Raw genomic sequence first — 21235 nt, 5'->3', positions numbered from 1 at the left:
ATGGTAAAAGGAGGATCGACTAAGATCGCCACGTCCTGTGGCAACGTCGATCGACCCTACGTCGTGTAGGGCCATAGGAAAGCGAGTTATTTCCCCACCAGCCCTCTTCCACATAGAGTAGCGGACCCAATTTATCTCGAAACTGAGTCTTACAGTAACCGGCCCTATTGCGTAATATGCTTTTGCGAAATCCAACGTATTTTGAATTGGGTAGTAGGCGATATGCAGCCCATTTTGAATAGTTAATATAAAATAGCTTCCCCGCTAGTAGCAGGGAAGCTATTTTTATGGAAATTAAGATTTCTCATATTTAATAGTCATCACAATTCCTTGATCGTAGTTTCCAAAGTTCGGTCCGAATAAATTCATACCGCCTTTGTTTACGGCTTCCTCCTTGATCCCCAATTTAAAAGCTACATACGGGTAATCACGAAGTTTAAGATCTTCAATGGAAAGTTCAGAAACTTTTTCGTTATCAATGTAACAGCCATCCTGTTTGATTTTCCATTGTTTCAGCTGACCATATTGAGTTAAGCTGGTCCGCCACCATTCAGGTGTGTGAATGCCGCGTTCGCCTCCGAAATCCCCCGGCGATGTCCATGTCCCGGCTTCCTTATGATTGACCCAGGCGGTGATATCAGAGGGCCAGTCCAGTTTGTAGTTCGGTGCTTCAGAGCATACTTCTGCACTGAAAATAATTTCTTTTGTTGTCCACTCGTAAGGAATACGGTTAGGGAATCGGTATTCAACGTATCCATCTCTAAAATAAAGCAGCTGCGCATGCTTCCGTTCGGTTTCGTAAAAAGAGCGGGGATCATCCTGGTGGCCGATATACTCATCCGTGCCCACCAGACCGCAGTTAGGAACAGCGTAACAATCCAGGTAGTCTCCAATATTCATCTCCAGAGTAAGTTCCTGTTCATTAGATTGCTCTTCTTTATTAAATAGGTCCATTATAATCCGGTCATAGTTAATGGCACTTACTTTTTGGGTCCCTCTTCCCGGAACCAGTTCCGTCACGATTAACTCGACCTCTTCCAGTTTATTAATATGAGAGGCTGTCGTAGAAAAGGGGAGCTCCAGCTTTTCTGCTAATTCATTTACGTTATGCGGCTTTTCACTTAATAGATTTAAGATATTAATTCTAGTAGGATTCGATAAAACTTTGCTGATTGGCAGCATATTTTCAAAGGTTAGGGACAGTTTTTTCAATTCGTCGGCCTCCGTGTCTAAAAGGATCTTTTCCATAGTATAACAAATTTAAAAAAGGAGAAGGATACGAATCGTATTCCTTCTCCTTTCCCTTTAGCTCTGAGGGTAAGCCTCGGTTTCCTGTTTTCTAAGATTAATTTTTTCCACCGTTTCTTTATACTCTGTTTCTGTATAAGAGTAGAAATACATGATGATAAATCGGATGATGGAACCTAGAGCAGGAAGTAACGCAATGACGAAAAACAGCATGTCGAGTGTAAATTCACTCTGCGCCTGGTTGGACTGATAGTTGATGGCTGTCAGAATTAATCCGGTTGCTCCCCCGGAAACAGCTACAGACAGTTTGCCGGTAAAGGTTTGCCCGGAGAAAATAACGGCTTCGTTTCGCTTTCCTGTCTTGAGCTCGGTATATTCGATCGTTTCCGCAAGCATCCCTGAGATTAGAGGACCAGTGGTGGTATAAAGCAGCATGGTAATTCCGATAAAGATAAAGGAGACAATCACACTGGAATAACCCAGGCTGAACCAGACGATTCGAATCAGAACATCCGCCGCAACGATCACCATAAGCATATGCTTCTTCTTATATTTATGAGCAAGCTTTGGAATAATAAAGAATCCGATACAACTGGCAAAGCTTATGATCCCGAAAATGGTCATTAAGGAAGCGTTTCCAAGATTGTACGTAAAAAAGTAAATGTTTAAAGCCTGGGTAATATTCATAAATACATTACAGAAAAAGACGACCAGCACGGCAAACATCGGCTTATTAGCTTTAATGGCCCGTACTCCATCTGAAAACTTCACCTTGGTCTTAGGTGGTTTTACGCGTTCTTTCGTGTTTCGGAAGCCGTTTAACATAATCGGCAGAGCAATCGCCATTAACACGATGGTAGCAAGCAGGTAGCCTTGTCCCATGTCATCTCCGCCCAGCCATTCGGTCAGCGGAATGAAGATGGTAGGAGACAACGCAATCCCTGTGAATACTCCCATGTTGGCAAACGTGATCAGTTTGGTACGCTGCTGGGTGTCCTGACTCATAACGGAGGACAGCGACCAGAACGGAACGTCAGAAGCGGTATAAACCATGCCCCAGATGATGTAAGTAGCGCCGGCATAGATAACTTTGGTGGTCATACTTAAACCATCCAGCGGAATAAAACAGGCAATGGTAGATAGAACAATTAAAAACGGCATGTATTTAAGGTAGGGCCGGAACTTCCCGTGTTTAGAGTGAAGGGTGTCCATAATGGAAGCCATTAAAGGGTCATTGATGGCATCCCACGTTCGTGCGATCAGGAAGATCAGACTGGCTGCTGCCGCTGATATTCCTAAAATATCGGTGTAAAAAAAGAGTACATAAGAACCTAATAGACCGAAGCTGATACACTGAGCAAATCCGTAACCAAAATAGGAAGCAATCTCTTTTTTCCGGATATCTTCCTTGTATGTTCCCTCTGACTGCGAATGCTGTTTAGCTGTTTCCATCCTTTTTCTCCTCCTTCATGTTATTCAAAAATAAACCCATCGGATTGAACGGAAGATAAAATGGAGCGGATTTCCCGCTGATCAAATTTATCGTTGTGCTCATGGTTCAGTAGACCATTGACTTCCTGCTCCACGTCTGTCAGCTGTGTATAGCAGAATCCCTGAAAGGAATCCGTTTCCATAACCGCTTTCATCAGTTTCTCAAATCGTGCTAACGCTTCCTTTTCAGTTTGAGGTCGTGCACCGTACCCCCATGTATTCGCATCTTCGTGAGGACTAAAGGCAATGCCTCCGAATTCACTCATGATGATAGGCTGTCCCGTATATTGATAACCGCTGGCAAAGTTCTGCTTTTTACTGGTTTTAGAAGGGCTTTCATCTACGTAGGAAGCTTTATCTTTATAAGTTGCCGCAATATCTTCTGCTGAAGAGTTATAGTCGTGAATCGTTAGGATATCCGTAGCGGTATGTTCCCAGCCGTCATTGCCAACGATCAGACGGGTTGGATCCTGAGCTTTAGTCTGATAATAGAGAGCGTTTACAAAATTCTGCTGATCTCTGCGGTGATAAATTTCGTTCACGCCCCATGATTCGTTCATGAGCGTATAGATAATGACAGAGGGGTGGTTATAATGTTTCGTTACCATTTCCCGTGTTTCTTGCTGCATGGCTTGCATGGATGCATCGGAAAACTTAAATATACTTGGCATTTCGGCCCACATGACAAGTCCCAGCTGATCGCAAAGCGTCATATATCTGCGTTCGGCAATCGTCTGATGACGTCTGACCCCGTTGAATCCCATCGCTTTGACTTTCGTAAGATCTGCATGCATTTGTTCGTAGCTTGCCGTCATTAATGAATCTTCATAATAGCCTTGATCCAGAATTAACTTTTGATAAAAAAATTCCTGGTTCAGCAGAATTTTGTCATCTTTTACTTCAATGCTCCGCATGCCGAAGTAGCTTTCCGCCTGGTCCATAATTTCGCCATCGACCTTTAAAGAGAAGTAGATATCATATAGTTGCGGTTGTTCCGGCGTCCAATAATAAACTCGAAAATCAGCCTGATCGGACTCAGCATCTATTTGTAAATCCACTTTTGTTTGATTGGGTTTAATCCAGGCTCCTGCTGAATGGATCCATTCATCTTTGAAATAAACGTGAGCCTCTAGATAAGCTTTCGATTGATGTAGTGGAAGTTCAGCTTCTACCCGCAGATTGGAGTGGGCTAAATCCGGCGTCATCTTCACACCTTTCATGTGCAGGGAAGAGACTTCTTCAAGCCACACCGGCTGCCAAATCCCTGTTGTCCGCGTGTACCAGCATAGGAAGTTATCTGATTTCCAGGACTGCTTCCCAATGGGTTGTTCCACTCCATTATGGTCTTCAGCCCGGACGGTGATCACATTGTTTCCATCCTGTACAACAGAGCCAATTGAAAAGCTGAAGGGCGTGTGACCTCCTGCATGATCACCGACAAACTGGCCGTTCACCCATACTTTTGTATAGTAATCTACGGCTTCAAAATGCAGGAGAAGCTCAAGACCATCTTTTTTTTCCCAGTAAAAATGGCGTTTATACCAGACTGTATCGTGCGGTTCTTGTGAATCGATACCAGAATTTTTACTTTGATACGCGTAAGGAACGTTAATCTGCTGGGGTAGGCTCTCCTCCGATTGAGCCCAGCCTTCCTGTTCGCCTTTGTTTTCATCATCCCATGCGAATTGCCAGGTTCCGTTCAAGTCGTACCAATGATTTCTTTTGAATTGAGGTCGAGGGTACTCGACGCTGTTGATCGACTTTTTCTCAAGGCGAGAAATAGAACTCACCACCATTACAACCTCTCCCGTTCTGTATTTAAGTAAGGGCTTTCATAAGTTGACTTTATTATTACATATATAGTTGTTTTATTACAAGTATTTTAGTAATAAAAATTATTGGATAATTTTTGGATCGCTTTATGAAGGGATTTCTTTTACTTTAGGTGTATTTGAAGAATTAGAGAGAGGGGGTCGTGGCCAGGTCATAAGGGAAAAGATAAGGAGAAAGATTTTAAAAAGACTCATCACAAAAAAGAAGAGCTGAGAAAGGTTCAGCTCTTCTTTTTTGTGATGAGTCTTAATAGGATTTAGAGGTCTAAATCTATTTTAGAAAGAAATAACATAGAGTATTAATTATGGAGATTACAGACGACCTCCAACATCTACTATTTGGCTTAGAAATTCTAATACAAAGGTACGGACAATTAAATAAGACATAATCATGGAGACAGCAGATGTTCCTATGCTCCAGTAGAATGAGCGGGTGGATGCCGTCCGGCGCAGCCCATGATGATAGATAAAGAGGGCAGGAAGGATAGAGATGGTGAAGAATAAAGATAATCCCGCCGTGAATAAGGTAAGTGTGGTATAGCCTGCCAGCCCGAATATGACGGCGAGCAAGTTTAGACAGGAAAAAGGAAGTACTACACTTCCGTACTGGGCTATGAGCCGCTTAAAGGACATGCCTTTACCTATCAACAGATTCGCCGTGTACATACAGACGACTGCTGAGCCGACGAATAAGAGCACGAAAAAGAAGATGGATGAGGTAAAATTAATAAAAGGGAGAGCCTGTTGACTGCCTTGTTCAGAAAATAGGGTCGAGAGCCCGCCAAGCATTGCGGTGTAAATTTTGTTAGCAAGAAAATAGAAACTTAACGCAAAAGTTGCCATGTAAATTCCAATCGATAGCATTCCATAGTAAAAGTGATCATGATCGGATGCTAAAGCCTGCGAGGGGTTTTTAATAATCCGTTGAAAATAGTCCGTGTAGCCACTGAGCCGTTTCGGTTCGTTCGCGTTTCTGGAAACGCGGGTTAATAGGGCGCTTTCTGCAGGAGCATAGGATTCAGCGACAGGAATAACCTCATAAATTGCATCATCATACGTTTCCGACTCGCGAAAAGAGCTTCCACAGACCGAGCAGAAGTTCCCGGCTGCTTGTTCACAATGACAGGAGGGACATAGCATAGTATCGCATCCTTTCTTAAGATGAGGACGTGCCTTTTTTATATGTGTATCGTTCATTTCCAAAAACATGACACGTAATCAACGAGCCAGACGATTAGTAAAGGGAGGAGGAGATCATATGATAGAGGTTCAGAAGCTTAAGGAACGCAGTATTCGCAACATGGGTAACGTACAGACGGAAGTGAGAAAGCGTGCTCTGGAGTTCATCGAACTATCTTATAAAAAAAGAATTCCAGTTCAAATATCTTCGGGTTTTCGGTCAATGGAGGACCAGGCCAGGCTTTACGGGCAGGGCCGTCCGAATTACGTATGGCAGGGGGAGAAATACGGAAAACCAGGGAAAATTGTAACGAAAGCTCAGCCAGGAAAGAGCAATCACAATAAAGGCTGGGCGATTGATTATTTCATTGTTTCGGAGGATGGTACGAAAGCATTGTGGACGGTGGACGAAAAGTGGAGGCAGGCAGCGTCCATTGCTAAAAGCCTTGGGTTTTCCTGGGGCGGAGATTGGAAGTCTTTCCCTGACTATCCGCATTTGGAACTCGTGCCGGGTACTGCTTCAGTTACAGGGAGCGTATTGAGAAGAGGGATGAGCGGTTCTTCAGTGAAAGAGGTACAAATCGTACTAATGGACCGGGGATATCAATTGGGGAATACAGGGGCTGATGGACATTTTGGACCACGTACAGAATTTGCTGTGAAAGAGCTTCAAAGAGACTGGCTGCTTCGTGTTGATGGCGTAGTAGGGAGTGAGACGTGGCGCGCTTTAAAGACAAGCGGCTATCCGGGGCTTCCGTTGAAAAGAGGTAGATCAGGCAAGTATGTCAGACAAATTCAGAGAGTGCTCGGTATAGATGTGGATGGAAGTTACGGAAGACAGACTGAATCTTCTGTCCGCAAATTTCAAACGAAGCACAAACTTCAAGTTGACGGCATAACAGGCCCCGCAACCTGGCGAAGAATGTTTCCATAACCTTCCACCTCAGGTCATCCATAATCTGGATGACCTGAGGTGGAATTTTTATCCTCTTTTTTCGTTTCCTGTTCTATTGGGAGGTTTACAAAAATTTATTCTTTTCCTATGCAGGAACGGACAATTTCCCTGTTTCCACTACTAAACGGTTAGTATCTTCTTGGAAATTTCCTTCTGACTGGTTGACATTAATGGATATATTTAGAATAATATCACTTATAATATTCAGTTTATTCAAACTTTTCAAATTAAGGTTGAAAGGTCTTTTTTAAGGTTAATTATGATACCGCTTACATATTGAAGGAGGAACAAATGTGGTAATCCCAATTATATTAGCTTTGATTACAATTCTTTCTGTGGTGATGGCTTTAAAAAAGAAGCGTCCCGTCTTGTTTGTCTTACCGATTGCTTCCATTATTGTGATCGCAGTTGTGAAGATTGTGATGGTGCCTCTCCCTTTTTGGGAAACGGTGCAGTTTATTTTTAATTTAAGAGGCTGAGACAGAGAAACGTGAAAGGAGGTGAAATCACTTGAGAAAAATGGATCCGGCTAAAGCAAAGTCTTATGTACGTTTACGAACGATTTTGGTTATTATTTATTTATTGATTGGAGTGTCCGTTTCCTATGGAGTCGTTCTCTTTACCCAGCAGCTTTCGTCCTTTAACGTAATGGGGATTCCACTCCCTTACTACATGGGAGCTCAGGGAGCAGTAGTTACATTCATTGCTTTGTTATTTGTTAATGCCATTATAAGTGACGTTGTTGATCGGAAATACGGCATCAATCCTAAGCATGTGAGCAGCCAGGACGAAGACCAGGCAGCGAATCAATAGGGAAGGGGTAGAAGGATGAACGAACAATTTGTAGTATCTCTAATTTTAATCTTAGCAACGTTCGGACTATATATAGGGATTGCCGTATTTAATATGGCACGGGCCACCTCGGACTTTTACGTAGCAGGACGCGGTGTACCTCCTGTGTTTAACGGAATGGCGATTGGCGCCGATTGGATGAGTGCAGCTTCATTCATTGGAATGGCGGGTACGGTAATGGTGCTCGGTTATGATGGTCTGGCTTACATAATGGGGTGGACAGGCGGGTATCTGCTGTTAACCTTCCTATTGGCACCGCAGTTGAGAAAATTTGGACGCTATACGGTGCCCGAATTCATTGGGGATCGTTATAAAAGTAATGCGGCCCGGCTGATTGCCGCTGTCGCAACAATTATTATCAGCTTCACGTACTCCGTTGGTCAGCTCTCCGGGTCAGGTGTAGTCATTGGGCGGCTGCTTGAAGTCAACACGGTAATCGGAACGCTGATTGGTGTGGTTCTCATTGCTTTTTATTCAGCTTTAGGTGGAATGAAAGGGATCACATGGACGCAGGTCGCACAGTACATAGTGTTGATTATCGCTTACTTAATCCCGGTTATTTTTATGTCGATGCAGCTCACGCAAAACCCGATTCCATGGCTTTCCTACGGGGATGTTATTTCGGAAATGAGGGTGCTGGATCAGGAACTCGGTATTTCTGAGTATGTGGTTCCTTTTACAGAAGCGACGAAGTGGCAGTTTATGGCTCTCATGTTTACGCTGATGGCCGGTACAGCTGGTCTGCCTCACGTTATTGTCCGGTTTTACACGGTTGCTACCATGAAAGCGGCTCGCTGGAGCGGAGCATGGGCACTGCTATTTATAGGATTGCTTTACTTGTCTGCTCCTGCTTACGCGGCCTTTTCCCGGTTTATTTTAATGACCGAAGTGGCTGGATCATCTCTTACTAATCTGCCGGGGTGGACCGAAGCCTGGGTGGATACAGGACGGCTGTCGCTTGCGGACGGCAACAGTGACGGAGTTCTGCAGTGGTCGGAGCTTGTCATTAGTAATGATATTGTCGTCATGGCGACACCGGAAATTGCAGACCTGGGAATCTTCGTCATCGGTCTTATGGCGGCAGGTGCTATGGCGGCTGCTCTATCAACTGCGGGTGGACTGATGATCGCCATTTCAGCCGCTTTGTCTCACGATATTTATTATCGTTCCATTAATCCAAAAGCGACCGAGCAGAAGCGGCTTGCTGTCGGGCGGATCTCTATTGTGGCCGCTACAATAGTGGCAGGTCTAGTCGCACTGAATCCGCCAGGAGCGATTACCCAAATTGTAGCCTGGGCCTTTGCGCTTGCTTCCGGGTCGTTTTTCCCGGCACTTATACTCGGGGTATGGTGGAAGCGGGCTAATGGGCCAGGTGTAGTAGCGGGCATGCTCGTAGGGCTGTCAGTCACGCTTGGTTACATTTTCGCTGCCAAATATGGAGGTTTCACGATTCTCGGAATTATTGATACAGGAGCTGGAGTGTTTGGCGCCTCGGCTGCCCTGATCACAAACATTGTAGTATCGCTATTGACGCCTCCACCTTCTCAGAAACTCCAGGAGGAAGTTCAGGATATGCATTACCCAGAGCAAATCCAATATAAAGACGGAGAAGCCTGGATCAAAGACGCCAAATAACATAAGGAATAAGGAGTAAGGAAGAAAGTTCCACCTCAGGTCATCCAGATTCTGGATGACCTGAGGTGGATTTATTTTCCATTAAGGGATTAGCGTTGTTATGAAAGTTGGGGAGCAGAACCCGTTATAAAAATAAGGATTCATCCTATTCAATGTACCTTGGTCCATCCACATCCTTCCACCTCAGGTCATACATATATTGGTAAACATTCCCGTATATAAAGTGGAGTCGCAGCAGTTGATTTACATTCGCTTTCTGGAGATAGCGTTTCTCATTTTCTGGGTGGATGCTTTTGCTTGTTCTTTCTTCTTGATGCTGTAATTGACAAACAGGGAGTCGATCAGCGTCAAACCGGCGATTCTTGAAGCCAGCGCTTCGGAACGGAATTCTGTTTCTTGGGCAACCGTATAGAGACTTAAATCGACCGATTTAGTTAAAGGGGATTTAGCAAAGTTCGTAATGGCCATCACACGTGCGCCATTTGATTTGGCGACATCCACAATATCCAGGATATCTTTATTAGACCCTGTATGCGAGATCACGACCGCTAAATCACCTTCTCTTAGCTGTGAAGCCGACATTAACTGCAGGTGAGAGTCTGTATAAGCGTGGGTTTCCATACCTGTGCGTAAAAACTTATGATGCGCATCCATCGCAAGAATGCCTGAGCCGCCGCTGCCATAAAAAAAGACACGCTCAGCTGAAAGCAGATCTTCCATAGCCTGGGCCAGCGTTTCGTGATTCTGAATGTCGCGAGAGGCTTCCAGTGCGCGGATATTAGCCTGAAACACTTTTTCAGTGATTTCAAGATCTGTATCGTTTTCTGTAATAGTTTCATGTATATCCTGAATGGGATTCACGGTTTCTGAGGCAAGTGCAATTTTCATCGCCTGGTAGCCTTTGAAGCCGAGTCTTTTACAAAATCTGAAAACGGTTGCATCAGCGACCATAAGGTCATCCGCTACTTGATTAATCGTCGAATGCACAATTTGATCCCTGTTTTCTAAAATGTAATCGGCAATTAATTTTTCTTTCTCGCTAAATTGACTATATGATGAACGTATTCGATTGATTACGTGTTTGGTTGGGGCGTCTGCCATAACTGTTCCTCCTGTCCTGCATCTTTTATTATCTCCATTGTAAATGAAAAAAATTTCAAAATAAAGTTATGAGATGTAAAATATTTTTCAGAAACCCCATTGTGTTAAAAAAATATTATTGTATAATCTTAATTATAGAAAAAAATTTTCAGGAAGAAAATTGCGCGTGATAAAGAAAGGGGTAAAACAATGAAAATTGGATTAATAGGTCTTGGAAAAATGGGTTACAACCTGGGGTTGAACCTGATGGATCATGGACATGAAGTAGTAGCGAATGATGTGAACGCTGATCAAATAAAAGAAATTGCCAATGCGGGAGCGGTTCCTGCACACAGTTTGAAAGAGTTAGTTGAAAATCTGGAAGCACCTCGCACGGTGTGGGTCATGGTTCCAGCAGGAGAAATTACTCAATCTGTTCTGGATGAGCTTTCTGGTTTACTTGAAGCAGGTGATCGTGTCATTGATGGAGGAAACTCGAATTATAAAGACAGCTTGCGTCGCGCGGAACAGTTTAAAGAGAAGGACATGTTCTTCTTTGATGTAGGAACAAGCGGCGGTACAGAAGGAGCCCGTCACGGCGGCTGCTTTATGATCGGCGGAGACGAAGAGCAGTTTAAAGAGATCGAGCCGATTTTTGCGGATACATCTGTCGAGAACGGTTACCACTATGCAGGACGTGCCGCTAGTGGCCACTTCCTGAAAATGGTCCACAACGGTATTGAATATGGAATGATGCAATCCATAGCAGAAGGCTATGAGATTCTGGAGAAAAGTCCTTTTGATTATGATTACGAAGCGGTATCCAAGGTTTGGAATAATGGGTCTGTTATCCGCTCCTGGTTAATCGAACTCATGGAAAGTGCGTTCTCGAAGGATGCGAAACTTGAGGATATTCGCGGAGTTATGAACTCTTCCGGTGAAGGAAAATGGACACTGGAAACAGCCATTGAATATGAAATGGCAGCACCGGTCATCGCTATGTCTCTTATGACTCGTTATCGTTCGCAGGAAGACGATACCTTCTCAGGCAAAGTTGTTGCAGCGCTGAGAAACGAATTCGGAGGCCACGCCGTCGTCAAAAAATAACCTATTTCTTCCACCTCAGGTCATCCAGATTATGGATGACCTGAGGTGGTTTTATTTGCGAGATTCACAAAGAAGGCGTATTCTTCAGGACTTTTGAAATAGGAGAGAATAGTGGAAGTGGTAACAATAGAAGAAGGGAACGGCAGAAGAGATAGGTAGTGGGGATAACTGCTCCATTTGTATGTTTCTGGTTTTGACGTAATTAAAGCCCGACATGGATTTAAGTGAATGTACCGGCTTACTTGAAGAAGGGCGTTTACATCTCCTTGAAGATCCGCTTTATAAGGACCTTGAAAAAGATGACCCACATAGTCATATTTTTTATTAAAGTACATGGCATATTTGGAGTGTACGTCTTTCATGAACGTACCAGGAGGATGGTTAATGGTTTCAACCAGCAGGTGGATGTGATTGGTCATCAGACAGTAAGCGTGGATTTTAAAAGGGTAACTCTGCTTAGCTTCTGTTAAGAACTGTAAGTAACGATAGCGATCACTCGGTTCATAAAAGATATCCGTTTTTCTGTTGCCGCGCGCTGTAATGTGAAAACAAGCACGGGGATACCAGATTCGTTTAGGGTTTGGCATAAAATCTCTTCCTTTCAATTATAGTTCCAATACTTGTTATTCGCTGTACCTATGAAATAATCCTTCTTCCACGAAATGTAAAAACCTGTCACCTCAGGTCATCCAGATTATGGATGACCTGAGGTGACAGGTTTTGGTTAATCTTAAGGTTATGGAATCTACTATTTTTCTGGTAAACTAATTAAATTGTAATCTAGTTTTGTCGTAGCAGGAGGTTGAAAAATGACGATATTCTTCCAGGTGGTTCTACCCGTCATTCTCGTATTTTTCGCAGGATACGCCTTACAGAAAATCTTACATTTAGAAATTAAATCGATATCTACCGTAACCCTATATATCATGCTTCCCTGCCTGGTATTCAAAACCTTTTATGAAGCAGAATTTAATCAAAGTTATTTAATGATGGTCATCTTTTCTGTTTTATTATTGTTCTCCATATTGGTTCTGAACAAAATCGCTGCCAAGGTGTTCAACTTTGATACCCCTACGGAAAGTGGAGTGATTCTTTCCACCGCGTTTATGAATGCGGGGAATTACGGAGCTCCGATTGTCCTGTTCGCTTTTGGAGAAGCCGGCTTCGTTTATTCCGTGTCGTTTATGGTTCTCCAGCAGATTGTCATGAATTTCTTTGGTGTCTATTATGCGGCAAAAGGCGGAGCCGGTATTGGGATGGCTCTCAAAACCGTCCTTAAAATGCCACCGACGCATGCCGTCTGGATTGCGCTGCTATTTAAATATGCATCGATCCCAGTGTCGGATAATCTCATGTCCAGCATCCAGCTGGTGGGGGACGCGACGATCCCGTCCATTATGATTCTCCTGGGTATGCAGCTTGCGAACATAACCGTTAAAAATTTAGACTGGAGTAAAATTTCGTATGCGGCTGTGCTAAGATTAGCGGGTTCTCCGCTGATTGCCTGGGCCCTAACGGTCATTCTGCCTATGAATGACATGATGGCAAGCGTACTTATCGTTTCGGCAGCTATGCCCTCAGCAGCCACGACCACAATGTATGCTGTGCAGTTTGACTCGAAGCCCGAACTCGTTTCAAGCATTACCTTAATTACAACACTGCTAAGTGTGGTGACCATTCCAATTACCCTCACCATATTAACGTAAAAAAAGTCCTGCCACTTGCTGGCGGGACTTTTTGTTTATGTTTCTTCTTTATTTGTGTTCTTTCTGGATTTAATGAACAAATACAAATTTGTACAAATTAAGGCTACCGATATAACCGTCGCAAAAGAGGAAAGCTCCACCAGATTGGTGAAAGTACCAACGAGTAAGTAGCCGACAAAGAACAAGGTAAACAATAGATAAGACACAGGTCTCTTCCTTTCTTCAAAGACGTCTCCTTCAGTATAACATTAGATAAACGTTTGAAAAAAAGTGCCCTGGATAATCGAGGTGGTTTTAGAGATGAGGGTACATAAAAAAGCGGTAGACAGTAAACTCATTTCCTTGTTCCATCGTATAAGACTGGATCGCCAGTGAAGAATGCGTCGTTCCATCGTCCATTTCAAAAGATAAATACATGACGTATTCTTTGTTTTCCATAAGTGGCAAGGGATAAGGATTCACAATTTCTACAATCCACTCATAAGCAAGCTTTTCAAAAAAGGCATGCATGAAGGTAGTGGGGGTCTCATCCAGCCAGATGCGAACTAGAGGATATAAAGACCGTGGCGAATTCAAAATAACGCCTCCGTAATTATCATTTAGCTATTCAATTGCCTAATTAGGTAAAACATAAACATAGGAATGCTTTAGAAGAAGTTTGCAATTCATAAATATTAAGAGTGAAAAATCAATTTTTAAACTCTATTTATGTCCAAAATTAAAAAACTTTGCAAAAAAATGACACCAAAATCTAATTTTCTCTCGATTATAATTGTGAAATTAAAAATCGAAAGCGGGTGCCATCCATGATTAAGAATCATGATTTTGCAGAAGTAGTGGACGAATATAAACGATTAATCTATTACCATATTAGAAAACTGAATATTATCGACCGTAATGGTGATTTTTTCGCTGAGGGGCTTTATGCCTTGTGGCAGGCCCACGATACATATGATGAAAATGCGGGTACACTCAGTTCATATATCAATTGGAAAATTCATAATGCCCTAATCGATAAAATAAGAAAAGATAATCGGACGGTGGAAGCTGAAGAACGGTTTCAGGATCATGTAATCCATATGCAGCTCTATCAAGTGGAGGATGTAGTGCTCGATCCGTATCTATGGAAAAGTATTCGAGCGCTCCTTACCGATAATCAGTGGAAATGGATCTATTATTCGATTATCCATGATTTCTCTGTGGACCAAATTGCCGCCAGAGAGGGAGTGACAAGAGATGCGGTAAAGAATTGGGGACGGCATGCCAGGAAGAGACTGGAAAACAGTTCAATATTCAATAGAAAAGCCCTGGAGAAATACTCCAGGGCCTAACGGAAGATTATTTTTCTATGGTTATATTGATTTTACTTAATCCTAATGCTTTCGCTGCTTTAATCATTTTAGCAGCTTCCAGCTCGGCATCTTGAATGTGTACGTCATTTCGAGAGATACTTAATGCTGTCCCGCCAGACATCATTGTAGGTGTCTCTTCAGTTTCTTCCGTAATAGGAAGGACGATGTTCTCCTTCTCTTCACTGTCCTGCTGGTTATGCATTCGGTTTACTCGACCGCGTATTTTGCGCCCATGGTAGACCACACTAGCATAAGGGCAGCCAGTCTCAGCGGAGATTTCGCGATAGTTTTTATCCGTTTCACCGATTAAACGCTTTACTTCACTCAGGTCGTAATCATATTGTTTGCTTCTCTTCGCCATATAAAAATCCCCTTTTTTCTAATCTACAAATATATTGTATACAAAATTATCGATTATTAATAGTGTGAAATATTAACTAATGTTTTTAATAGTGAATGGTATAGTAAACTATTAGTATAGAAAGGTACAAATGATAACAGGAAGGGTAATGATATGTTTAAAAATACCATTTATCAACTATTGCCTATTATAATTATGATTATATTATTTATCTTTTCTTCTCAGCCATATGAAGAGCAAAATATTAAACCGGCGATGAATCAATGGATTCCAATTGAATGGCTGAAGCCTGTAGCGGAACATATTCACATAACTTACCACGGGGAAGAAGTCAGTGTAGAAGCGCAAGGGATCGATGGTGTTATTGAATTTTTTATCCGGAAGTCCGCTCACTTCGGCATGTTCTTTTTGCTGATGGTAACTTTATGGAAAGCCATCCACCAAAGATGGCGTCTCCCGTTTGGCAAGGAACTTCTGTACGCGCTTGTTATAACCGTCGGCTATGCAGCATTTGATGAATTTCACCAATCCCTAACTCCGAACCGTACTCCATACATAGGAGATGTAATGATCGATACAGCCGGGGCTCTGACAGGTGTAGTTCTATTATCTATCTTCTATAAAAAATTCCGTTAAATCTACGTGATAGTAAAGATAAGCTCCCGATATTTGAAGACTCAGTTTCGAGATAAATTGGGTCCGTTACGTTAGATGGATAAGGGTTGGTGGGGAAATAACTCGCTTTCCTGTGGGGGAACTGGCAAGCCTCCTCAGTCGTTAACACTCCCTGTGGGGTCTCGCTTAGCTCCTTCTCCCATGGGAGTCTCATCATTTCCCCACCAACCCAACTATAATGCTGCGAACGGACCCTGCTATAGCAGAAAGGAACCATGCTGCATCTGCCTCAATTGCTTATATAACAGGGTTCCTACACGTAAACACACGTAAAAACCACTATGGATCATAGATGATCCTGGTTCATTGAAAGGCGTTTATGCAGAGAATTTCGAGCGCTCCATGATCGCAAGGGGCGGAAGGGAACGGCGAATCTCCTGCGGGATGAACATGACAGGTGAGGCCCCGGAAGGCGCCAGCCTGAGGAGACTCACCACAAGGGATGTTCGACTAAGATCGCCACGTCCTGTGGCAACGTCGAACGACCCTGCGTCGTGCAGGGCCGCGGAAAGGGAGCCGTTCCCTGGAGCCCCTTTTTCCACACAATATCTTGAAACTGAGTCTTCAACAATCCGGCTCGTTTGTTTAATAGATCTCTTATAAAAATCCAAAAGCATTCCTTCAAACAATCTAACAAACACAGAAGATCCCGGTGATTTAACCATCACCGGGATCTTTTACTTAGCGTGTCCACTTGGAAGACTGTGAGAAGTCACTTCCAATCCGTGGCTATCTACTTGTAAAGCTTCCACTTGATAGGCAGGAAGTTCTTTCTGGAGAAGAACAAGTTTCTGTTCACTTAACTGTTCAAATAAAGCAATCATGGTTGGACCAGCACCGCTAATATACATTCCGGCTGCATTCAGTTCCTTCACTTTGACGGCTATCGCATCAAAATCAGGAATTAACTCCTTCCGGTAAGGCTGATGCCACTGATCTTTCATCATCATTTTCCCAGCCAGTTCCCAGTTTTGTTCAGCAAGAGCTGCCACGAGTACATTGGCTGTACCACTGGCGTGAACGCCCTGTTTGTAGCTGATTTCCTGAGGCAGCAGGCTGCGTGCTTTTTCCGTTTCCAGATGGAAATCGGGAATGATGGCAAGCCAGATCAGGTCCTCGAGTCCTTTGGTGAAGTGGACAAAATCTAAATGGTCCCCGTCATAGCTTGAAACCATAATCCCCCCGTAGATGGCCGGGGCGACATTATCCGGGTGGCCTTCAATGGCGCAGGCAAGCTGCAATTTCTCATAACGGCTAAGCTTAAGGTTCAGAATCTGGTTCGCGAGTTCAATTCCACCTACCACGGCTGTTGAGGAACTGCCAAGACCACGGGCGATCGGTACATCATTGATCAAATCCACATGGTACGGCGGCAGTTCTTCATATCCGTAAGCCGTTGCTGTATAGATGGCGGTCATATAAATTAAATTATCTTTTCCGGATGGGATATGAGGCTGGTCCTCCTCAGGCACTCCGAACGACCATTTATCTGCAGGCTGGCATTGGAGCGTCACATATTTGGAAAGAGCAATGCCGATGGAGTCAAATCCTGGCCCTAGATTAGCGGAAGTTGCGGGTACCCGGATTTGAAATGTACTCATGAGCGTACTCCTGAGATTGCCTCGGCAAACTGGTCGATATCATTTTCAATGACCGTGGGTTTGACCGGACTGGTATCAATTGCGGCCGCTGGATCCTTGAGCCCGTTCCCAGTGAGAACGTGAACTACTTTCGATCCTTGGGGAATCTCGCCACTCTTCACTTTCTTAAGCATACCTGCAATCGACGCACAAGAAGCAGGTTCAGCAAATACTCCTTCTTTTTGAGCCAGAAGTTGATACGCTTCTACAATTTCATCATCGGTTACTTCGTCAATTAAGCCGCCAGATTGTTCTTTTGCAGCAATCGCTTTTTCCCAGCTTGCGGGATTGCCAATCCGAATCGCTGTTGCCAGCGTTTCTGGATCTTCAATCACCTGGTTGCGGACGATAGCTGCTGCACCACTTGCTTCAAAGCCCATCATCTTCGGCAGCTGATGGCCATATTTTTCGTGGTATTCCTGAAAGCCGCGCCAGTAAGCAGTAATATTTCCTGCGTTACCCACTGGAATCGATAGAATATCAGGCGCTTCGCCTAATACATCACATACTTCAAAGGCAGCGGTTTTCTGACCTTCAATCCGGTAAGGGTTCAAGGAATTTACAAGCGTTACCGGTTCACGTTCAGCGATTTCTCTTACCATCTTCAACGCCTGATCAAAGTTTCCTTTAATGGAAAAAATCTCAGCGCCATACATGACGGCCTGGGCGAGTTTACCCTGAGCGATTTTGCCATCAGGGATGACCACGATGCAACGGAGGCCGGCGCGGGCGGCAAAGGCTGCCGCAGAGGCAGAAGTATTGCCGGTTGATGCGCAGATGACAGCTTTCGATCCTTCTTCAATCGCTTTCGCCATCGCCATTACCATTCCGCGGTCCTTAAACGAACCAGTCGGATTGGCGCCTTCGATTTTTACATATCCTTCAATTCCATACTCCTTTGAAATCGTCGGTATGGACAAAAGGGGAGTATTGCCTTCCTGTAAAGACAGATTCGGTGTCTGGTCGGTTACGGGAAGAAATTCACGATAATGATGAAGCAATCCTTGCCACATCTCAGCTGCCTCCTTCCACTCGGAAAATACTTTCAACACTTTTCACGGAATGATGTGTTTCAATTTCCTTCATCGCCTGGGAAAAGTCTTCTTCACTAACTTGATGTGTGACCATCATCAGCTCACGCTCTCCATCTTCTTCATAGGAACGCTGGATGATTTGATCGAACGAAATATTGTACTGTGCGAAAATCTTCGTTATTTCCATTAACATGCCTGTTTGATCAAGTACGTGCAGACGGATATATTTCTTTGTCATCTGCTGATCCTTCGGCATAACCTGCTTAGGGAATTGCGGCTGCACGTACGCCGTACCTGTTGTACCTAAGCGGATATTTTTTAACACAGCAATTAAATCGGATACGACGGCTGTAGCGGTTGGAAGCTTTCCGGCTCCAGGGCCATAGAACATGGTTTCTCCTACGGCATCGCCGTACACATAAACCGCATTAAATTCATCGTTTACGGAGGAGAGTGGATGCTCTGCAGGAAGGAAAGTTGGTTCCACGCTTACAGAAACGCCATTTACATCATTCTCAGCAATGCCAATTAATTTAATGCGATAGCCAAGTTCTTCCGCATATTGAATATCGGATAGAGATAAACCGCGGATTCCTTTGACTTCTACATCTTCCAGATTAAACGGCATAGAGAATCCTAAGATGGAAAGAATGGTCATCTTCCTGGCCGCATCCAGACCATCGACATCGGCTGTTGGATCGGCTTCGGCAAAACCAAGATCCTGCGCTTCCTTTAATATACTGTCAAAGTCAGCTCCGTCCTGGGACATTTTCGTCATGATATAGTTGGTTGTCCCATTAACAATGCCCATCATTTTTGTAATGCGGTCCGAGGATAAGCCGTCCATAATGGAACGGATAATCGGTACCCCTGCAGCTACACTGGCTTCATAATAAAGATCACTGCCACTTTCCTGACAGGCAGCAAAAAGCTCGGCTCCATGCTGGGCGATTAAATCCTTGTTGGCTGTCACCACATGTTTCCCGTGCTGAATCGCTTCTAATAATATGGTTAACGTGTGATCGATTCCACCCATCACCTCTACAACTACATCGATTTCTGGGTCGCGGGTAATATCTTCGTATCGATCGGTCAGGTTCGTGGAGCCGTCAGGAAGCTCTCGAGGCTTCTCCACATTATTGACCAATACGGATTTAATCGTAACTTCGCACCCCGTTCTGTGCTGAATACGCTCCTTATGGTCATGAAGAATTTCAATTACTCCACTTCCTACAGTCCCTAAACCTAATAACCCTACGGTAATGGTATTTTTCATCGTTCACACTCCTTGTCCACTTGAAATATACATTATTCTTTATATAAAGGACATTGTAACGGAAAGGGGAGACGAGTACAAGAGCGAATTCTCAGACGATTCAAATTTTTATAAAAGATAGGAATTCTACTTTTTATTAAATTTTTACATTAAATGTATTTTGCTATTTTTATTAGTTGAAAGTGAATAAAACAGGATAATTTATAGGAAAAAATCTATAAATATTAAATATGATTAATTATTCGACATAAAATGACAAAAATGAAACTATTGTATTAATTTTTAGTATCTTGACTTATTTTGACAAATAAAATATAAATAATTGTACCTACAAAATAAAAAGGGGGAAGGGCAGCAATGATGGACAGTTTATATTCCGGTCCGCTTCCTGATTCATTAAGGAAGTATGATGCCGTCATCGATCAAATCATCAGAGAGATGGGAGTGGAAGGGAAGATGGAAGAATTCAAGGATGAAGGGAAGCAGGCGGTCTATAAAGCAGAGACGGCCTTTTACTCCATTATAACGGATATGAATAAGGATACGTATATGTACCGTACGATCCGCCAGCGCTTTCTTGAGCTTCTTGGCAGCTGAGCAGTGGTTACATACAAGTATTTGACTCTGGAATCCTGTAAATTCCAGGGTCTTTTTTAGTGGAAGAATTTTGGAGTGTCAGTACAGCAGAACAGAAATTTTTACCAAAAGCTAGACAATGCCCAATTTTTTCAATACGATATGATGTGAAAAGGATTCCATGGAGGATGAAACCTATGACAACAATCAATGACATCGCAAAAAGGGCTAACGTTTCCCGGACTACCGTTTCCAGAGCTTTGAACAATAGTGGGTACGTAAGTGAAGAGGCTCGAAAAAGAATTATGAAAATTGTAGAAGAGACCGGTTATATGCCTAATCAATCAGCGAAATCGCTGCGGACAAAGCGTTCAGGCGTTATTGGTGTAATTCTGCCGCGTCTAAGCACGGAAACATCCACTCGTGTAGTGAATGGCATTAATGAAGTGTTAGCTAAAGAAGGCTTTCAAATTCTGTTGACGGATACAGAACTGGACAAGAAAAAAGAGATTGAATACATCCGTTTACTAAAGAGCAGACACGTGGACGGAATTATTCTGCTTGCGACTAATGTGAATGATGAACTAATTCAAACCATTCGTGATGTGGACCTTCCATTCCTTGCGATCGGTCAGGATCTTCCTGAAGTAACGTCTCTTGTCTATGATGATTACCATGCATCAGCAGATCTAACGAATATGCTGATTCATAAAGGGCATCATAAAATAGCTTTTATTGGTGTGAGCCGGGATGACCCTTCTGTGGGGATTATGCGAGAACAGGCTTTCCGCGATGTAATGGAAAGAGAAGGCGGAGTGATCAAAGACCATTGGATGGGAACAGGGGATTTTTCAATTGATTCCGGTTATGAAGAGATGAAAAAGATTTTACGAGCAAGCGGTAAAAACAGGCCAAGAGCGGTATATGCCGTTACCGACCGAATGGCTATCGGGGCTATGGAATACTTAAAGGAGCAAGGCTACCGTATTCCTGAAGACATGGCTGTCGTCGGAATAGGAGCTTCCAGCTTGTCTCAATATGTAAGCCCTTCCCTGACTACGATCGATTATTTTAATAAGAAAGCAGGTCAACAGGCGGCTGAACTATTACTGGCTAAATTAAAAAATGAAAAAGTTGAGGAGAAATTTGAGCTAACGTATAGACTAATTTTACGAGATAGTGTATAGTTCTAATTGAAAACGCAATCATGTAATCGTTCACACATTTCAGGAACAC

The 21235-nt window shown here is 43.4% G+C and carries 23 protein-coding genes; 10 read left to right on the top strand and 13 right to left on the bottom strand.

The window, feature by feature from the left end; all coding sequences use genetic code 11:
* Window positions 1-294: 294 nt before the first annotated feature.
* The 4 genes from BMZ06_RS11835 to BMZ06_RS11820 all read right to left on the bottom strand — a co-directional run bounded on the left by BMZ06_RS11835 (window position 295) and on the right by BMZ06_RS11820 (window position 5711).
* Window positions 295-1212 (bottom strand): ArsR/SmtB family transcription factor, encoded by a 918-nt coding sequence (locus BMZ06_RS11835; RefSeq protein ID WP_089752246.1) that lies wholly within the window; start codon window positions 1210-1212, stop codon window positions 295-297.
* A 93-nt stretch (window positions 1213-1305) separates the two neighbouring features.
* Window positions 1306-2700, bottom strand: coding sequence for an MFS transporter (locus BMZ06_RS11830; protein ID WP_089752245.1), 1395 nt, complete (start codon window positions 2698-2700; stop codon window positions 1306-1308).
* A 20-nt stretch (window positions 2701-2720) separates the two neighbouring features.
* Window positions 2721-4535 carry a sugar-binding domain-containing protein gene (locus BMZ06_RS11825; RefSeq protein ID WP_089752244.1) on the bottom strand — a complete coding sequence of 605 codons (1815 nt, stop codon included), beginning with the start codon at window positions 4533-4535 and terminating at the stop codon, window positions 2721-2723.
* A gap of 348 nt (window positions 4536-4883) precedes the next feature.
* Window positions 4884-5711, bottom strand: coding sequence for a CHY zinc finger protein (locus BMZ06_RS11820; RefSeq protein ID WP_089752243.1), 828 nt, complete (start codon window positions 5709-5711; stop codon window positions 4884-4886).
* Between the two features lie 118 nt (window positions 5712-5829).
* On the opposite strand from BMZ06_RS11820, the gene BMZ06_RS11815 reads away from it, so the two are divergent.
* The 4 genes from BMZ06_RS11815 to BMZ06_RS11800 all read left to right on the top strand — a co-directional run bounded on the left by BMZ06_RS11815 (window position 5830) and on the right by BMZ06_RS11800 (window position 9192).
* Window positions 5830-6684, top strand: a complete 855-nt coding sequence (locus BMZ06_RS11815; RefSeq protein WP_089752242.1) for a peptidoglycan-binding protein — start codon at window positions 5830-5832, stop codon at window positions 6682-6684.
* A gap of 314 nt (window positions 6685-6998) precedes the next feature.
* Window positions 6999-7184: a hypothetical protein gene (locus BMZ06_RS11810; RefSeq protein ID WP_089752241.1), complete on the top strand. Its 186-nt coding sequence runs from the start codon at window positions 6999-7001 to the stop codon at window positions 7182-7184.
* A 31-nt stretch (window positions 7185-7215) separates the two neighbouring features.
* Complete coding sequence (locus BMZ06_RS11805; RefSeq protein ID WP_089752240.1) at window positions 7216-7518, top strand: DUF4212 domain-containing protein; 303 nt, start codon at window positions 7216-7218, stop codon at window positions 7516-7518.
* Between the two features lie 15 nt (window positions 7519-7533).
* Entirely contained in the window at window positions 7534-9192 is a 1659-nt protein-coding gene (locus tag BMZ06_RS11800; protein WP_089752239.1) for a sodium:solute symporter family protein, read from the top strand.
* Between the two features lie 243 nt (window positions 9193-9435).
* Here BMZ06_RS11800 and BMZ06_RS11795 read toward each other — a convergent pair whose 3' ends face one another.
* On the bottom strand, window positions 9436-10293 hold the full coding sequence (locus BMZ06_RS11795; RefSeq protein WP_089752238.1) for a MurR/RpiR family transcriptional regulator: 858 nt from the start codon (window positions 10291-10293) through the stop codon (window positions 9436-9438).
* Between the two features lie 189 nt (window positions 10294-10482).
* On the opposite strand from BMZ06_RS11795, the gene gnd reads away from it, so the two are divergent.
* Window positions 10483-11379 carry a phosphogluconate dehydrogenase (NAD(+)-dependent, decarboxylating) gene (gene gnd / locus BMZ06_RS11790; RefSeq protein WP_089752237.1) on the top strand — a complete coding sequence of 299 codons (897 nt, stop codon included), beginning with the start codon at window positions 10483-10485 and terminating at the stop codon, window positions 11377-11379.
* 29 nt (window positions 11380-11408) lie between these two features.
* Here the strand turns inward: gnd and BMZ06_RS11785 are convergent, their stop codons facing one another.
* Window positions 11409-11966 (bottom strand): transposase, encoded by a 558-nt coding sequence (locus BMZ06_RS11785; protein WP_089752236.1) that lies wholly within the window; start codon window positions 11964-11966, stop codon window positions 11409-11411.
* 222 nt (window positions 11967-12188) lie between these two features.
* Here BMZ06_RS11785 and BMZ06_RS11780 point away from each other — a divergent pair, with 222 nt between their 5' ends.
* Window positions 12189-13085, top strand: coding sequence for an AEC family transporter (locus tag BMZ06_RS11780; protein WP_089752235.1), 897 nt, complete (start codon window positions 12189-12191; stop codon window positions 13083-13085).
* A 35-nt stretch (window positions 13086-13120) separates the two neighbouring features.
* Here the strand turns inward: BMZ06_RS11780 and BMZ06_RS20735 are convergent, their stop codons facing one another.
* Together BMZ06_RS20735 and BMZ06_RS11775 are read right to left on the bottom strand one after the other, a co-directional pair.
* The gene (locus tag BMZ06_RS20735; protein WP_175477879.1) at window positions 13121-13291 is read right to left on the bottom strand and encodes a hypothetical protein; all 171 of its coding nucleotides are present in this window, start codon (window positions 13289-13291) and stop codon (window positions 13121-13123) included.
* A gap of 88 nt (window positions 13292-13379) precedes the next feature.
* Window positions 13380-13661, bottom strand: coding sequence for a hypothetical protein (locus BMZ06_RS11775; RefSeq protein WP_089752234.1), 282 nt, complete (start codon window positions 13659-13661; stop codon window positions 13380-13382).
* A 230-nt stretch (window positions 13662-13891) separates the two neighbouring features.
* Between BMZ06_RS11775 and BMZ06_RS11770 the strand changes: the two genes are divergently transcribed.
* Window positions 13892-14416 carry a sigma-70 family RNA polymerase sigma factor gene (locus BMZ06_RS11770; RefSeq protein ID WP_089752233.1) on the top strand — a complete coding sequence of 175 codons (525 nt, stop codon included), beginning with the start codon at window positions 13892-13894 and terminating at the stop codon, window positions 14414-14416.
* A gap of 7 nt (window positions 14417-14423) precedes the next feature.
* On the opposite strand, the gene BMZ06_RS11765 is transcribed toward BMZ06_RS11770, so the two are convergent.
* Window positions 14424-14798 (bottom strand): hypothetical protein, encoded by a 375-nt coding sequence (locus BMZ06_RS11765; RefSeq protein ID WP_089752232.1) that lies wholly within the window; start codon window positions 14796-14798, stop codon window positions 14424-14426.
* A 153-nt stretch (window positions 14799-14951) separates the two neighbouring features.
* Between BMZ06_RS11765 and BMZ06_RS11760 the strand changes: the two genes are divergently transcribed.
* On the top strand, window positions 14952-15434 hold the full coding sequence (locus BMZ06_RS11760; RefSeq protein WP_089752231.1) for a VanZ family protein: 483 nt from the start codon (window positions 14952-14954) through the stop codon (window positions 15432-15434).
* A 356-nt stretch (window positions 15435-15790) separates the two neighbouring features.
* Here BMZ06_RS11760 and BMZ06_RS11755 read toward each other — a convergent pair whose 3' ends face one another.
* From BMZ06_RS11755 to BMZ06_RS11740, 4 genes are read right to left on the bottom strand one after another with little or no spacing between them, the layout of a single operon-like run.
* Window positions 15791-16138: a hypothetical protein gene (locus BMZ06_RS11755; RefSeq protein ID WP_089752230.1), complete on the bottom strand. Its 348-nt coding sequence runs from the start codon at window positions 16136-16138 to the stop codon at window positions 15791-15793.
* Window positions 16139-16150: 12 nt separating this feature from the next.
* Complete coding sequence (gene thrB, locus BMZ06_RS11750) at window positions 16151-17074, bottom strand: homoserine kinase (RefSeq protein WP_089752229.1); 924 nt, start codon at window positions 17072-17074, stop codon at window positions 16151-16153.
* Complete coding sequence (gene thrC / locus BMZ06_RS11745) at window positions 17071-18126, bottom strand: threonine synthase (RefSeq protein ID WP_089752228.1); 1056 nt, start codon at window positions 18124-18126, stop codon at window positions 17071-17073. Before thrC ends, thrB begins: the two co-directional genes overlap by 4 nt.
* Window position 18127: 1 nt before the next feature.
* A complete protein-coding gene (locus tag BMZ06_RS11740; protein ID WP_089752227.1) occupies window positions 18128-19423 on the bottom strand; it encodes a homoserine dehydrogenase in 1296 nt (431 codons plus the stop codon).
* A gap of 357 nt (window positions 19424-19780) precedes the next feature.
* On the opposite strand from BMZ06_RS11740, the gene BMZ06_RS11735 reads away from it, so the two are divergent.
* Together BMZ06_RS11735 and BMZ06_RS11730 are read left to right on the top strand one after the other, a co-directional pair.
* Complete coding sequence (locus BMZ06_RS11735; protein ID WP_014644723.1) at window positions 19781-20020, top strand: hypothetical protein; 240 nt, start codon at window positions 19781-19783, stop codon at window positions 20018-20020.
* A gap of 176 nt (window positions 20021-20196) precedes the next feature.
* Window positions 20197-21186: a LacI family DNA-binding transcriptional regulator gene (locus BMZ06_RS11730; RefSeq protein WP_089752226.1), complete on the top strand. Its 990-nt coding sequence runs from the start codon at window positions 20197-20199 to the stop codon at window positions 21184-21186.
* The last annotated feature ends 49 nt before the right edge of the window (window positions 21187-21235 follow it).

The organism is Halobacillus alkaliphilus, assembly GCF_900113125.1.
GTDB classification, from domain to species: domain Bacteria; phylum Bacillota; class Bacilli; order Bacillales; family Halobacillaceae; genus Halobacillus; species Halobacillus alkaliphilus.
The sequence above is the reverse complement of the archived record's forward strand: the minus strand, read 5'-3'. Positions and strand labels throughout refer to the sequence as shown.

Excerpts from the sequence above, each read along its gene's own strand:
- BMZ06_RS11830 (WP_089752245.1), bottom strand. The coding sequence starts at position 2,700 with ATGGAAACAGCTAAACAGCATTCGCAGTCAGAGGGAACATACAAGGAA.
- BMZ06_RS11825 (WP_089752244.1), bottom strand. The coding sequence starts at position 4,535 with ATGGTGGTGAGTTCTATTTCTCGCCTTGAGAAAAAGTCGATCAACAGC.
- BMZ06_RS11820 (WP_089752243.1), bottom strand. The coding sequence starts at position 5,711 with ATGCTATGTCCCTCCTGTCATTGTGAACAAGCAGCCGGGAACTTCTGC.
- BMZ06_RS11815 (WP_089752242.1), top strand. The coding sequence starts at position 5,830 with ATGATAGAGGTTCAGAAGCTTAAGGAACGCAGTATTCGCAACATGGGT.
- BMZ06_RS11800 (WP_089752239.1), top strand. The coding sequence starts at position 7,534 with ATGAACGAACAATTTGTAGTATCTCTAATTTTAATCTTAGCAACGTTC.
- BMZ06_RS11795 (WP_089752238.1), bottom strand. The coding sequence starts at position 10,293 with ATGGCAGACGCCCCAACCAAACACGTAATCAATCGAATACGTTCATCA.
- gnd (WP_089752237.1), top strand. The coding sequence starts at position 10,483 with ATGAAAATTGGATTAATAGGTCTTGGAAAAATGGGTTACAACCTGGGG.
- BMZ06_RS11785 (WP_089752236.1), bottom strand. The coding sequence starts at position 11,966 with ATGCCAAACCCTAAACGAATCTGGTATCCCCGTGCTTGTTTTCACATT.
- BMZ06_RS11780 (WP_089752235.1), top strand. The coding sequence starts at position 12,189 with ATGACGATATTCTTCCAGGTGGTTCTACCCGTCATTCTCGTATTTTTC.
- BMZ06_RS11770 (WP_089752233.1), top strand. The coding sequence starts at position 13,892 with ATGATTAAGAATCATGATTTTGCAGAAGTAGTGGACGAATATAAACGA.
- BMZ06_RS11765 (WP_089752232.1), bottom strand. The coding sequence starts at position 14,798 with ATGGCGAAGAGAAGCAAACAATATGATTACGACCTGAGTGAAGTAAAG.
- BMZ06_RS11760 (WP_089752231.1), top strand. The coding sequence starts at position 14,952 with ATGTTTAAAAATACCATTTATCAACTATTGCCTATTATAATTATGATT.
- BMZ06_RS11755 (WP_089752230.1), bottom strand. The coding sequence starts at position 16,138 with ATGGTTAAATCACCGGGATCTTCTGTGTTTGTTAGATTGTTTGAAGGA.
- thrB (WP_089752229.1), bottom strand. The coding sequence starts at position 17,074 with ATGAGTACATTTCAAATCCGGGTACCCGCAACTTCCGCTAATCTAGGG.
- thrC (WP_089752228.1), bottom strand. The coding sequence starts at position 18,126 with ATGTGGCAAGGATTGCTTCATCATTATCGTGAATTTCTTCCCGTAACC.
- BMZ06_RS11740 (WP_089752227.1), bottom strand. The coding sequence starts at position 19,423 with ATGAAAAATACCATTACCGTAGGGTTATTAGGTTTAGGGACTGTAGGA.
- BMZ06_RS11735 (WP_014644723.1), top strand. The coding sequence starts at position 19,781 with ATGATGGACAGTTTATATTCCGGTCCGCTTCCTGATTCATTAAGGAAG.
- BMZ06_RS11730 (WP_089752226.1), top strand. The coding sequence starts at position 20,197 with ATGACAACAATCAATGACATCGCAAAAAGGGCTAACGTTTCCCGGACT.